The organism is uncultured Thalassospira sp. (genome assembly GCF_963976115.1).
Taxonomy (GTDB): domain Bacteria; phylum Pseudomonadota; class Alphaproteobacteria; order Rhodospirillales; family Thalassospiraceae; genus Thalassospira.
In genome coordinates this window covers 362,576-375,047 of the sequence record NZ_CAXBJJ010000001.1, presented here as the reverse complement: position 1 = coordinate 375,047, position 12,472 = coordinate 362,576, and the positions used below count along the sequence as shown (strand labels likewise).

13 protein-coding genes are annotated in these 12,472 nt (G+C 53.2%); 6 read left to right on the top strand and 7 right to left on the bottom strand.

From position 1 onward, the window contains the following. Positions 1 to 32: 32 nt before the first annotated feature. Positions 33 to 158 (top strand): type B 50S ribosomal protein L36, encoded by a 126-nt coding sequence (ykgO, locus tag AAC086_RS01735; RefSeq protein ID WP_007090004.1) that lies wholly within the window; start codon positions 33 to 35, stop codon positions 156 to 158. A gap of 144 nt (positions 159 to 302) precedes the next feature. On the opposite strand, the gene AAC086_RS01730 is transcribed toward ykgO, so the two are convergent. The 3 genes from AAC086_RS01730 to AAC086_RS01720 all read right to left on the bottom strand — a co-directional run bounded on the left by AAC086_RS01730 (position 303) and on the right by AAC086_RS01720 (position 2,677). Further along, positions 303 to 1,745: an adenylate/guanylate cyclase domain-containing protein gene (locus AAC086_RS01730; protein ID WP_339774511.1), complete on the bottom strand. Its 1,443-nt coding sequence runs from the start codon at positions 1,743 to 1,745 to the stop codon at positions 303 to 305. 27 nt (positions 1,746 to 1,772) lie between these two features. Continuing rightward, positions 1,773 to 2,126 carry a hypothetical protein gene (locus tag AAC086_RS01725; RefSeq protein ID WP_339774509.1) on the bottom strand — a complete coding sequence of 118 codons (354 nt, stop codon included), beginning with the start codon at positions 2,124 to 2,126 and terminating at the stop codon, positions 1,773 to 1,775. Between the two features lie 104 nt (positions 2,127 to 2,230). Next, positions 2,231 to 2,677: an Lrp/AsnC family transcriptional regulator gene (locus tag AAC086_RS01720; protein WP_339774506.1), complete on the bottom strand. Its 447-nt coding sequence runs from the start codon at positions 2,675 to 2,677 to the stop codon at positions 2,231 to 2,233. A gap of 161 nt (positions 2,678 to 2,838) precedes the next feature. Between AAC086_RS01720 and AAC086_RS01715 the strand changes: the two genes are divergently transcribed. From AAC086_RS01715 to AAC086_RS01705, 3 genes are all read left to right on the top strand, one after another. Beyond that, on the top strand, positions 2,839 to 3,921 hold the full coding sequence (locus AAC086_RS01715; protein WP_339774504.1) for a saccharopine dehydrogenase C-terminal domain-containing protein: 1,083 nt from the start codon (positions 2,839 to 2,841) through the stop codon (positions 3,919 to 3,921). 172 nt (positions 3,922 to 4,093) lie between these two features. Further along, positions 4,094 to 5,017: a hypothetical protein gene (locus AAC086_RS01710; protein ID WP_339774502.1), complete on the top strand. Its 924-nt coding sequence runs from the start codon at positions 4,094 to 4,096 to the stop codon at positions 5,015 to 5,017. 116 nt (positions 5,018 to 5,133) lie between these two features. Then, complete coding sequence (locus AAC086_RS01705; protein ID WP_339774499.1) at positions 5,134 to 7,575, top strand: tetratricopeptide repeat protein; 2,442 nt, start codon at positions 5,134 to 5,136, stop codon at positions 7,573 to 7,575. A gap of 34 nt (positions 7,576 to 7,609) precedes the next feature. On the opposite strand, the gene AAC086_RS01700 is transcribed toward AAC086_RS01705, so the two are convergent. The 3 genes from AAC086_RS01700 to AAC086_RS01690 form a co-directional block, all read right to left on the bottom strand. Further along, positions 7,610 to 8,110, bottom strand: coding sequence for a universal stress protein (locus tag AAC086_RS01700; RefSeq protein WP_339774497.1), 501 nt, complete (start codon positions 8,108 to 8,110; stop codon positions 7,610 to 7,612). A 280-nt stretch (positions 8,111 to 8,390) separates the two neighbouring features. Then, positions 8,391 to 9,143, bottom strand: a complete 753-nt coding sequence (locus AAC086_RS01695; protein ID WP_339774495.1) for a TIGR02186 family protein — start codon at positions 9,141 to 9,143, stop codon at positions 8,391 to 8,393. Positions 9,144 to 9,241: 98 nt separating this feature from the next. Then, entirely contained in the window at positions 9,242 to 10,165 is a 924-nt protein-coding gene (locus tag AAC086_RS01690; RefSeq protein WP_339774493.1) for a sulfite exporter TauE/SafE family protein, read from the bottom strand. Positions 10,166 to 10,298: 133 nt separating this feature from the next. Here AAC086_RS01690 and AAC086_RS01685 point away from each other — a divergent pair, with 133 nt between their 5' ends. Then, on the top strand, positions 10,299 to 10,550 hold the full coding sequence (locus tag AAC086_RS01685; RefSeq protein WP_339774491.1) for a sulfurtransferase TusA family protein: 252 nt from the start codon (positions 10,299 to 10,301) through the stop codon (positions 10,548 to 10,550). A 15-nt stretch (positions 10,551 to 10,565) separates the two neighbouring features. Next, on the top strand, positions 10,566 to 11,060 hold the full coding sequence (locus AAC086_RS01680) for a GNAT family N-acetyltransferase (protein WP_339774488.1): 495 nt from the start codon (positions 10,566 to 10,568) through the stop codon (positions 11,058 to 11,060). A 34-nt stretch (positions 11,061 to 11,094) separates the two neighbouring features. On the opposite strand, the gene AAC086_RS01675 is transcribed toward AAC086_RS01680, so the two are convergent. Continuing rightward, entirely contained in the window at positions 11,095 to 12,462 is a 1,368-nt protein-coding gene (locus tag AAC086_RS01675; protein ID WP_339774487.1) for a DUF2336 domain-containing protein, read from the bottom strand. Positions 12,463 to 12,472 lie beyond the last annotated feature (10 nt).

The window sequence follows — 12,472 nt, the reverse complement described above, 5'->3', positions numbered from 1 at the left end:
CAATAGGGCCAAAGTTTCTAAGGTTTACTGTTATGAAGATCCGGAACTCATTGAAATCCGCGAAGCTGCGGGAAAAAGGCTGCCGTATCGTGCGCCGCCGTGGCCGCGTATATGTCATCAATAAAAAGAACCCCCGTTTTAAAGCACGTCAGGGTTAATTCCCTTACGGACGGAAAAACAGGTTTTACAAAACGCCACCATCCTAGCGATGGTGGCGTTTTGTATTTCGCGCATCTGTTTATATTTATCGCTGATGCCATCCTGGCGCTTGGGGTGATGCTGGCAGTGCCGACGATGTATGATCAGATGATAGTCGGGCGAACAGTATAAACTGCGGTTGTCTGGCTGCGGCCACGCAACAGGATGTCGCCTGCAACTGTTACCCGGTCCGGGTCTGACAGCTGATTGCGGGTGCTGTCTGCAAGCAGGATTTGGGTGCCAAAGCGTTTGTTTTCTGACTCAAGCCGCGATGCGCTGTTCACAGCATCGCCATGTACCGTAAAGGACAGGCGGTCGGTTGCCCCAACATTGCCAGCAATCATAGGGCCGGTATTGATGCCACACCGGCAGCTGATTTTCTGACCGTCAAACAACTGGTTTCTGACCGCCTTTTGAATGTTGATCGCGGTATCAAGGGCGGCGTCGGCATGGGTGTTTAAATCATCAAACGCATTGTAAACGGCCAGCACGGCGTCGCCTTGAAACTGGGTAATGATGCCGCCGTGATCTTCGATAATATTGGTAACTGTATCGAAATAGGCGTTTAGCATTGCAACGATACTTGCCGGGTCAAGCTGTTCGCACATGCTGGTAAAGCCGACAATATCAACAAACAGGACCGTCGCGTCGCGCTGTTGCGGGGGTAAAACGCCCGAATCTGTTCCGGATGCCAGCAATTCACGGGCAATCGAGGGCGGTAGGAATTTACCAAACAGGCTGCTGATGCGTTCGCGGTCACGCAGGGCAATAATCATATGGTTAAAAGAGCGGGCGGCATCGTCATATTCGCGGATACGGCTGCCCGTCAGGGTGGGGGTGAGGTCCAGATGGCCTGCTTCCAGGCTGCGGGCGGCAGCGGCAAAGCGGCGGATAGGGCGGGTAAAGTGACGCGCAAGAAACACCGCGAGAACGATCGACAGACCCAGCACAATCGCCCCGAGGATGGAAGTCAGGACCAGCCGGTCAAATTCAGCATCAAACAGGCTTTCTTCAAAATGAATGCCGATGATAAGCGGTGAAAACGGGGTTCCAGAGATCTGTTTGGTGACAATGACGGAATATTGACCATTTACATCCAGCCCGGAAATCTGGACGTCACTGGTGCTGGTGCCTTTGTTATAGGCGGGGTAATCCATTTTCTTTGATTGGCCCAGATTGGCCAGAACCGGATCGCCGATATCAACGGTGCGCGGCAGGGGAACCGGGCTTCGTTCGATCTGGTCGGCACCATCTGATAGCGCCGAAGCCACATGATCCCCCCAGCTTTGCAGCATGGGATGGGCCAGAACCCGATTACCGGAAATAATGATAAAGGGCACACCGGGTGAATTTTCGCGCCCACGGACCAGATTGTGCGACAGGTTTGATAGCGACAGATATTGAACAAAGGTGCCCAGATAGTGGCCGTTGCGAAACAGCGGCACCCAGTCAATAATCACGGGTTGTTTAAAATACGCATCCCAGCGGGGAAAGCTGGTTTTATTGTTGGTGGGTTCGCGCAATTGCGAAATTTCCGATATCAACATGTCGTCGACCGGCAGGAGGCGGCGAATTTAGGTCATGTCGCGCGGATTATAGCCGAAAAACTGACGAGACCCTTTAATCAGGCCATAGGCCATCACATTCATTTCATCGGCGGCAAGGGCGCGCATGGTGTTGTCCCAGCCCAGATCAAAGTCCGGGTCAAGGCGGCCCTGTGTTACCTGGGATGCGACCCAGTTGGCACGTGCCCCGACATTTTTCATGCGATCTTTCATGGCTTGTTGTAACGAAATCAGTTCGTTATCAGCAACCAGCACCCAAAGATTGCGTGTGTTTTCATATGCAGCATTCAGCCCCAGATATAAGGCAATGCCAACACCGCCAATGCTTGTGGCAACAAAACTTGCCAGAAGAACACTCAGCACAGAAAAACGCCGGTTTATTTTCACGTATCAAAGCCTTGGCATGGTGGCGGAAAGCGAAATTTGCCCTGTAATCCTATTGTGTTTGGGGGGCTTTGGGAATGGATTTACGGGGTTTGGCGGCGATCAAACTTTGTTGAGAGAATGATCGAACTTGAAGTGCGCTTGATGCCGGTCAATGTACCGATGCGATCCAGCATCTGGTCAAGCTCTTCGGGGGCATCGGCGCAAATTTCAGCAATCAGGTCAAATTCACCGGAAATCGCCAGGCAGCGAATGCAGCCGGGAATTTTTTGCAAGGCACCAACAACACCGGCCGATTTTTGCGGTTCAACCTGGATCATGACTTCGGCGAGCAGGCGCGGGCGGGCTTCTTGCCCTAGAATAACAGTATATCCGCGTATGACCTGGCTTCTTTCAAGTCTTGCAAGGCGTTCCTGAACGGCACTGCGCGACAGGCCAACGTCGCGGGCAAGGGCCGCTGTGGGAAGGCGGGCATCTTGTTGCAGGCGGGCGATCAGGCGGCGGTCGATGTCATCGATTTGGCGTTTCAACGGTTTTACCCATAAATATGACGGAAAAACTTAACGGATTGACAGTATTGCCGGGTTGTTTCCGGCAGTCCAGAGGCAGAACATTCAGAGATTAAAATTATTCAAACCCCAACGATCCATGATCGTCGTTTCAGGCGGCAATATCTTATCGGGAGATGGCAATGAAAAAAGTTCTGGTTCTGGGTGCGGGCAAAATTGGCCGTATCGTTTCTGTTATGTTGCATGAAACTGGTGACTACGCGGTGACCCTGGCCGATGCGAACGGGCAGATGCTTGAAGTGTGCGCGCCAGATGGTGCCGCAAAGCTGGTGAAGGTCGATGTGACCGACGAAGCTGCCTTGCGTGAGGTTGCGAGCGGGCATGATGCCATTTTGTCGACATGCCCGTTTTATTTGAATGTTGCCATTGCCCGTGTTGCCCGTGATATTGGCGCATCCTATTTCGATGTCACCGAAGATGTGGAAACCACCCGTGCCATTCGCGAAATTTCAAAGGGCGCTGACGGGGCGTTTGTGCCGCAATGTGGTTTGGCACCGGGCTTTATCTCGATCGCCGCACACGACCTTTTCAAGCGGTTTGACAAGGTTCGCAGTTTGCGCCTGCGCGTGGGGGCTTTGCCGCAAAACCCGACCAATCGCCTTAAATATAACCTGACATGGTCGACCGATGGTTTGATTAACGAATATCTCAACCCGTGCGAAGCGATCCATAAAGGCAAACGGATCGAGGTTTTGCCGCTGGAAGGATACGAGCGTTTCACCCTTGATGGCACCGAATACGAAGCGTTCAATACATCAGGCGGTGTTGGTGCGCTGTGCGACATGCTCGACGGCAAGCTCGACAGTCTGGATTACAAAACCGTGCGCTATCCCGGCCATCAGGAGATTTTGAAAATCCTGATTGAAGATCTGGCACTGGGGCAACGCCCGGAATTGCTGAAGGATATTTTTGAAAAATCCCTGCCGATCACCAGCCAGGATGTGATTGTGATATTTGCCGATGCCGTGGGCGAACGTGACGGGTATTTGTGCGAAGAAAACTTCATTCGCAAGGTGCATGGCACCAAAATTGGCCTGCGTCAATGGTCGGCCATTCAGGTGACGACATCGGCAGGTTTGTGCGCGGTGATGGATATGGTGTTGACCGGAACCTTGCCGGGCAAGGGATATATCCAGCAAGAACAGGTTGCCCTGAACGACTTTTTGGCCAACCGTTTTGGTCGCTATTACCAGCATAGTTCCTGAATATTCTGACCAGACGACTTGGTTTTACAAGCGGGCTTGCCAGGTGCAGGCCCGTTTTTACCTGCGCCTACGTACTCTCGTTTTGTGTCTAACGCAAAAGTTGAACATCGCGTATGATGGCACGATATAAAAATATGCTACTGTCTGGACCACCTGGTTAAGGGGGGCGTAAATGCGGTGTTGGCACATATTAAACAACGGCTTTGTAACAGTTGTTGCCGGTTTATTGCCCGTGATCGTTGGCGGGGCATTAAATGATGCGCAGGCCGATCCGCCCCTGATTGTGCCGGTGCGATCAACCGATCTTGAAGGGGTGCAAAAATGCTATGATGACCCGCAATCAAGTGGTTTCTGCGACCGGTGCAAAAGCCCGAACAACAATAACAATTCACTGACCAACTATGTGTTGTTGCGAGAAACCCTGAAAGCCGGGGGCATGGATGTGCGACTGGTCGGCATTGATTCCCCCAATTCGGCGCGCAGCAGAATGATGGTTGAAACCGGGGTTGCAACGATTAAGGCCGACTGGAATTTCAACATAGATAACAATGACCTGGTCCTGAAAAGTGACGCCTTTATCCGGTCAGGCGAATTGTTCAAGGGGGTCTATGGCTTGCCTGATAATACGTCATTGCACAACATTCGCGACATTGGCGATATCCGGCCCTTGATTGCCGCGACCAACCCGCATTGGCGGCTGGACTGGCAGGTGTTGAAAAACATGGAACTTGCCAGTTTATATCCGGTCAGCACCACGGCGCAGATGTATCATTTGATTGCGCAGCGGCGCGTTGATTTTACTTTGCTGGAATTTTCGCCACGGGCCGACATGATGCGCGAATTTGACGGGGAAAAGCTGGTGCCAGCACCGGGTGTAAAGGTGGCAATGCCTGGTTCCCAGCATTTTATGGTGTCGCGTAAAGATGCGCGAGCACAGGAAATTATTGCGGTTTTGAATCGCGGCTTAAAGGCGTTGCGGCAAAATGGCCTGCTTGCACAATGTTTGCGTCAGGGAGGGCTGATTAATGCCCAGACAGCGGACTGGAAAGTTTTAAACGTCAGCGAAACCGGAATTTCAGAAAATCAGATTTTTTGACCCGGCAGGTATAAAATCATCATTGATCCGACCTGCCGCCATCTGTTTGATTGTTCGCGTTTGAATTGCGTGGTTTGTTAACGCTTCGTCGTTATTGTTCGCGCATGAATATCTATGTGCGTTCTGATCGAATGGTTGAAAATTCATTGTCTGACCTGGGCGAGATGTTTTATTCGGCACTTGATTTGTTCGAGGCCGGTCATTTTGCGGAGGCCGAAGATGCCTGCCGCATATTGACGCTTGCTTACCCGCAAGCGGTTGAACCCATGCATCTTGCCGGGTTGGTTGCCCTTAAACAGGGCCGCTTTGATATTGCCGCCGAACGGATGGGGCGGGCTGCCATTGCCGATGCCAGCAATGCGGAAGTTCAGCACGACCATGCACGGGCCTTAAAGGCTGCTGGCAAAAACCGCGACGCGGTGGGCGCGTTCAAGCGGGCGATTCGCCTGTGCCCGGACTCGGCGGCGCTGTATTGCAACCTTGCCAATACCTATCGTGATCTTGGCGATCTCGACCATGCCCGCGAAAACTATCTCATCGCGCTCGACCTTGCCCCGGACAGTGCCGATATCAACGCCAATTATGCGGCCTGTCTGCGCGACAGTGGCGATTTGGACGGGGCCGAAACCGCGTGTCGGCTGGCTTTATCATTGCGCGACGATATTGTTATGGCACAGGTTCTTTTGGGAAAAATTTTGCTCGATCAGGGGCGAACGGTATCGGCAACCGACCCGTTGATCCGGGCGTTGCGCCTGTCGCCGGGCCATAAAACGGCATTAACGACGTATGGCGAGGCGTTATTTCGATTGGGTCAATTCGCGGGTGCCCTGCATTTCCTGCGCCAGGTGCTGGCTTTGGACCCCGCAGCCGAAGGGGCGCGTCGCACGCTGGCCTTGCTGAATTTGCGGACAGGCCAGGGGGCCGAGGCCATTGCATCCCTGGACCCGCTGGTACGCCGTTACCCCGATGACCCGGAATTGTTACTGATGATGGGCGAGGGGTTAAGTCTTTCGGGCCGCCATAACGAAGCCGTTGAACGGTTTGGCGCGGCCATTGGTGCGGGCGGTGGCGATGATGCGGTGTTTCGGCTGGCGGTAGAGCTGTCAGAACAAACCGATGCGGCAATGGCACACGAGGTTTTGCAAAAAACCATTGATCGCAAAATTCGCAATGGCAATGACGCCACCTTGTTTCGCACCGCGCGGCGGTTGCTGTTTTCGCCGGTTCCCGCAGATATAAATGCCCAAAATGACGAAGTCGTTCGCGACATCGTTGAAGATGCGATTTTATCAGACGAACAAAACGGGACACCTGCTGCCCCTGGCCGTATCGACCCGATGACCCTGACCCGGTTTCCGCCGGTATGGCGCGCGGCATTGCGCCCGCAAGGCGACGAACAATTGATGGCGGTAGGCCGATATTGGGAACAGTTAACCGCAGATGCTGATATTCCGGCGGTTCATGACCCGGTTTCGACACAGGGGCGAAAAGTCCGGTTGGGCATTGTTTCGGCCAATATGTGCGATAATGGTATCGGGCGCTGGATTGCCGGTTTTGTTGCAGCCCTGGATCGGGACCGGTTTGACATTACTGTTGTGCGCCCGCCATTGGGAGAAGACGACATTACATCGCGCATTGATGTGAATGCCGATTTGGTGGTGCGCCTGCCGCTGGACCCGAAACATTCTGCCGGGGTCATTGCCGGGCTTGAATTTGATGTGTTGCATTATGTCGATGCCCAGGCCGATGCCTATACCATGTTGCTGGCAAGCTGGCGTTTGGCACCGATACAGGTGGCTGGCGGTGGTATTGCTGCAACCACCGGGCTTTCAAATATGGATTTCCATTTTGTCGCCGATGACTGGGAAGCTGCAGGCGGCGAAGCACGTTATACCGAAAAACTGGTGCGGTTGCCGGGCCTGTTTGTGAATGGCGAATGCCCATCGGTGCCCGATCATTCGCCGCGCGATTTGCAACGCCAATGGCGCATTGACGAAGACCGCAACAGCTATTTATGCCCGCAGCCGCTTGACGTGCTAAGTGCCGATTTTGACCCGCTGATTGCTGAAATTTTGCGCCTTGATGAAACCGCCGAATTGTTGCTGATTGCGCCAGAGCGCGACACCTGGGACGCGGCATGGGGGCGGCGTTTTGCGGTTAATCATGGCGATGTTGCGGGGCGGATGCGGTTTGTGAATGTGCGCAACCGGGCCGAAATGCTGTCATTGCTTGGTGCGGTTGACGTGGTGCTGGAAAGCCCGGCCTGGAACGATGCCATGCTGGGGTTTGATTGTCTTGGGCTGGGTGTGCCCTTGGTGACGCTGCCAGGCAAGGAAGCCCGAACGCGCCGTAGCCATACTTGTTATCGGCAAATTTCGGTGTTTGACTGTGTGGCCTATAATTCGGCCGATTATGTTGAAACCGCGCTGACGCTGGCAACCGATAAACGTCGCCGTTCGGTTATTGCACAGGCCATTCGCACCCGCTCGCACGTTCTTTTCGGACAGAAAGAATCCTTTATTGCCTATATGGATTTTTTAGAACAGCAAACGGCCTGACAAAATGTTCAGGCCGTTTTAAAAGAAAAGTTCTTTAGCTGAGCGCGTCAATATCGGCATCGGATAAAGCGGCGGGCACGATGGTCAGGGGCAGGCGAAGCTGACCGACCACATCGCTTTTTGTCAGTGCTGTGATCAGCGGGCCGGGGCCTTCGTTATTGGCGCTGGCAGCAAGGACAAGAATGGAAATTTGTTCTTCTTGCAGAACACTTAAAAGTTCGTCCTTGATCCGCCCTTCGCGAATAAACAACAGCGGCATGAACCCGGTTTGTTCATGAACATAACCGGCGAGGTCATTGATCCGGGTTTCGGCATTTTCCCGGGCTTCTTCCTTCATCAAATCGCCAACCGCCATCCAGTGCTGAAACTCGGCGGGTTCAATAACGCTTAGCAACGCGACCCGTCCGCCGGTATGTTGCGCACGGCGACAGGCATATCGTAATGCCTTGGTCATTTCATCGCTATCATCGACAACGACCAGAAAGGTTCGATTATTCGAACTCAGTAATTCTCGATCATCTTGGTTGGCGTTCATATCTGTTCCTGCCCTGTGATGATTTTACGGTGGGGTGCGGTGTCGTCACAAGCCAGCCTGCGAACGCGCACCATGTTTTCGTGAAATTGTGCCGCATCAAAGGGTGATTATCCAAGCTATTTTTAATCGTTTTGCTGCATGGGGATATGCAATAAATTAACACGATGCCAGCTTGACAGCCAGGACAGGCAGTTGCCATGGTGATAAATCTGTTAGTTTTCGTTAGCAAAGCGGGATTTGCGCAGGGCTAAAATATCCGTCATATTAAAGGAAATGTGCTTTAGTTCTTGCGAAACAGAACACTTGCGATCCAGCCTGCGATCCCGGCAATGATGACGGCGATAATGCCGTAAAGCGCGGAATAACGGTGGGCAAAGTCGTATATTTCGGCGCTGATGCCGGTTTTTGAAACCACAAGCGGCGTGCTTTTGATGCTGGCAATCCGTCCGTCGCGGATCAGATATACATCAATCAAATAAGTGCCGGTTGGGGTGTTGGCCGGAAAATGAATATCGGTGCGAAACAGCTGGTTTGACAGAAAACTGATTTTTGCAGGCTTGTCATTAAACAGCCCGACATATTCCATGTTGCGCAGCAAAGCGTCGCGATACAGGCTGTCGTCGGTGTCGTCGCCGTCCATTGTGGTGACAAATCGCTGATTATGCAGCCCGATATGATAGGATGCAAACAGGCGGTCATTGGCAATCAGTTCGATCGGGCGGCTGGCGGCAGTGGCATAATAGGCCGGTACATTGCGCACATAAGCACTTTTTGTATTGATCCAGATGCCGGCTTTGCGTTCCTTGCGGCGCACAACCACGTCGCGTTCCGGTCCGCGAACGGTAATAACGACGTCGCCCTTGTTTTCGATTGCGCCAAAAAGCAAAACATCAGTGCCGGTAAACCCGGTACTGATCGCGACCAGATGATTGGATAAATCAACAACCAGGGGGTCGGCTCTGGCCGGTTTTGATACCGACATGGCGGCAAAAAGCAGCGTTGCCACCATGATAATGGTCATACGCAGGCGCATATTTTTAATCGTTTTTGCGTTTTGTTGAGGATGGCGAGACACAGATGGTCGTGCGGTAGGCAAGGCCGAAACGGTAAAACCCGGGAAACACACAGTCATTACAAATTCCCCGGCGCAACGGAAAACAGGTCATTGGGTGTGATAACAAGGTCCAGTGCAAGTTTGATACATACCGCCAGCACCAGGGCCGCCAGACCGGCACGAAGATATTCGGCCTTGATCCGTGCGCCAAAACGCGCGCCAAATTGTGCACCAACAACCGCACCTGAAACCAGCAGCAAAGCCAATGCCACGTCAACCGTGTGTGTTTGAACGGATTGTAAAATGGTGACGTTGGCCGAAACAAAAATGATCTGAAACAGAGACGTGCCAATTACCACGCTGGTTGGCATGCCCAGAATGTAAATCATGGCCGGAACCATGACAAAGCCGCCACCAACCCCCATCAAAGCTGTCAGCAAGCCAACAAGAAATCCGACCAACAGGGGCAGCAACGCGCTGATATAAAGACCGGACCGGTAAAATCTGACTTTAAGGGGCAGGCGATGGAAAAAGCCGTGCTGGTGTTTTTTGCTGCGCCGCAGGTTGCCGCTTTTGCGCCGGGTGCGGAAAATGGCGCGCGATGCCTCGATCAGCATCATGCCGCCAATGGTCCCTAAAAATATGACATAGCACAGGGAAATAACCAGATCGATTTGCCCGAGTGACCGCAGCCAGGCAAAAACACCAACCCCGGACGACGACCCGACAAGGCCGCCCACCAGCAAAACCAGCCCCATTTTGACATCAACATTGCCGCGTCGCCAATGCACGATGACACCCGACAATGAGGACGCAACAATTTGATTAGCGGCAGTCGCAACTGAAACCGCTGGCGGGATGCCAAAAAAGATCAATAACGGGGTGATCAAAAAGCCACCGCCAACGCCGAACAATCCGGACACAAATCCGACGCCGCCGCCAAGACCTAAAATTAGCAGAACATTTACCGACATCTCGGCGATAGGCAGATAGATTTGCATTGCGGCAGCACAGGCGTGAGCGTTTGATTGATTATTGAAGGCCAGTCTAACATATTGTGCAAATGCAACAATCGCCAAATCATCGGCGCAGTCATTTGACAGCCCGGATGAGCAAAAATATGAAGGAAAAGCCATGACAATTTCGTCTCGGGAACCTTTTAGCCTGATTTTGGATACGCGCGGCCTGATGTGCCCGATGCCGGTTTTAAAGACCAAAAAGGCATTGCATGATGTTCCGCCCGGCGGTGTTATCAAGGTAATGGCAACCGACCCGGGTTCTGTCGCTGACATGAAGTCATTTTGCGAAATGACGGGTAATGTTTTGCTGGCATCATTGCAAGAAGATGATGTGTTTGTTTACCACATCGAGCATCGTGGCAAGTAACAGGACCAGGTTCTTATGAAAACGCATAACGTTGTTTGGTGGCATGGCCGTTTTGACGGTATGGAATTACGGCAACTTCACGATTTGCTGATGTTGCGCCAACAGATTTTTATCATCGAGCAAAATTGTATTTTCCCCGACATTGATGGCCTTGATCCGCTATCATTTCATGTTGTGGGGATGCGTGACGGGCAAGTTGTCGCTGCGACGCGGATTGTCCCGCCGGGGATTGACCCGCATCACAGCCAGCAGGGCCTTGATCCGGCGATTGGCCGGGTGGTTGCGGCATCGTCATTACGCGGGATGGGAATTGGTCGTGACATTATGATGCAGTCGATTCTGGCATGTCAAAAATACTTCCCGGAATCGGGCATTTTCTTAAATGGCCAGCAACATCTGGCACGGTTTTATCAGGGATTGGGTTTTGTGCAGGAGGGGGAACCCTTTGACGAGGATGGTATTCCCCATATTTCCATGCGACGGGCGTCGGTCGATAACGCGCCGATTTAAACGCAACAGGTGCCCATGATGGCGGCACCTGTTTTTAACGCACGCCAACTGTGGCCATGCCGGTAAAAAATTCAAGCTGCCAAAGCATGTCATCCTCGCTGAGCGGATAACTGTTGCCGGATCGCGGGTTTAGCGCCTGACCGGGAGGGACATGGCCCAGTTTCACCTGAATTTTCACCGCCAGATCCGCTGGCAGGCCTGCTTTCCATGCCAATGAAACCACCCCTTTGGCCGAATGGGTGTTAAGCACCTTGGCAACGGCCTCGGCGGGAATGCCGGCGCGAACCGCCAGGGCAGCACGGGCAAATTTAACATCGTTTTCGGTCATCGCGGTTGAAATGCGCGCATCCGTCAGCTTGCCTTTGGCGTGCAGGTCCAGTGCCTTCAGATAGGCCGCAGTTTCATTGGAGCTTGCGTCTTCCTCTGCCGGGGCTGCGTTCTTGTCCTTTCCGGAAGCTTTCTTTTTGGGGTCTTTATCCTCTTTGTCCTGACGGGCGAGGGCGGTGCTAAATTCTCCGGCTTCGATCCGGCGCTCCACAACCTTGCGCACCATAGCAAGCTGGTCTTCTTTAAGGTCCTTGCGGCGTTCAAGCACCGAGATCAGGTTCTGGGCAACAAAGCGGGCCAGTTTCCCGGCTGCGGACGGGCCAAGGGCCGGGCGCTGCACCAGGGGTTCGTGCCAATCCTCAATATCGGGGGCGCGATCAATCAGCTGATCAAGGGTTTCTTCGCGAATTTGGGCCGACCGGTTCCCCAGAAGATGCGAAATGGCATCGGTGTCGGTGCTGGCCGCAATCGCATCAGACAGGCGTTCGCTTAGATTACGGCGCTGGGAGACAAAGCTGAGCGCCCCTGATGCGGTACTGGTTTCGATCAGTTCAAGCAGGTCAAGTTCGGTCAGAACCGGCGAATATTGCAGAATCGGACCACACACCACAGTTTCGGTGTCGCGGGCCAACTGGCTGATGATCGGTTGCGGGGCATTGATCAGGTCTTTGAGCGTTTCGGCAATAACCTGACGCACCTGAATGGCCTGGTCGCGTGCCAGTTTCTCCAGCGCCTGATAGGTCATACGGCGCAGTTTGTCGGTTTCGTTGGGCGTTAAACCGTCTGACAGATTGGCGATTTTTTGCGCCAGCGTACCGCGAACATCATCATCTTTATCGTCCGTGAGCAGTAAATCCGCCTGAACCGGTGTGGCTTCGTTTTCGGCAACATGGCGCCGCACCGAAGGTTCGGCATCATTGGCCAGAAAATAAAGAATTTCCGGGCGGGTGTCATGGCGCTGTGCAAGGGTGCCGCGCACATGCGCTGCCGTGCTGGCGGCCATATCCTTGGCTTCCTCATAGGAAATCGGTGTTTCCTTGCGTCGATTGAAGACACGCTGCAAAAAACCCTTCATCGGGTTGGCT

Excerpts from the sequence above, each read along its gene's own strand:
- AAC086_RS01690 (WP_339774493.1), bottom strand. The coding sequence starts at position 10,165 with ATGCAAATCTATCTGCCTATCGCCGAGATGTCGGTAAATGTTCTGCTA.
- AAC086_RS01730 (WP_339774511.1), bottom strand. The coding sequence starts at position 1,745 with ATGTTGATATCGGAAATTTCGCAATTGCGCGAACCCACCAACAATAAA.
- AAC086_RS01685 (WP_339774491.1), top strand. The coding sequence starts at position 10,299 with ATGACAATTTCGTCTCGGGAACCTTTTAGCCTGATTTTGGATACGCGC.
- AAC086_RS01700 (WP_339774497.1), bottom strand. The coding sequence starts at position 8,110 with ATGAACGCCAACCAAGATGATCGAGAATTACTGAGTTCGAATAATCGA.
- AAC086_RS01695 (WP_339774495.1), bottom strand. The coding sequence starts at position 9,143 with ATGCGCCTGCGTATGACCATTATCATGGTGGCAACGCTGCTTTTTGCC.
- ykgO (WP_007090004.1), top strand. The coding sequence starts at position 33 with ATGAAGATCCGGAACTCATTGAAATCCGCGAAGCTGCGGGAAAAAGGC.
- AAC086_RS01710 (WP_339774502.1), top strand. The coding sequence starts at position 4,094 with ATGCGGTGTTGGCACATATTAAACAACGGCTTTGTAACAGTTGTTGCC.
- AAC086_RS01715 (WP_339774504.1), top strand. The coding sequence starts at position 2,839 with ATGAAAAAAGTTCTGGTTCTGGGTGCGGGCAAAATTGGCCGTATCGTT.
- AAC086_RS01675 (WP_339774487.1), bottom strand. The coding sequence starts at position 12,462 with ATGAAGGGTTTTTTGCAGCGTGTCTTCAATCGACGCAAGGAAACACCG.
- AAC086_RS01680 (WP_339774488.1), top strand. The coding sequence starts at position 10,566 with ATGAAAACGCATAACGTTGTTTGGTGGCATGGCCGTTTTGACGGTATG.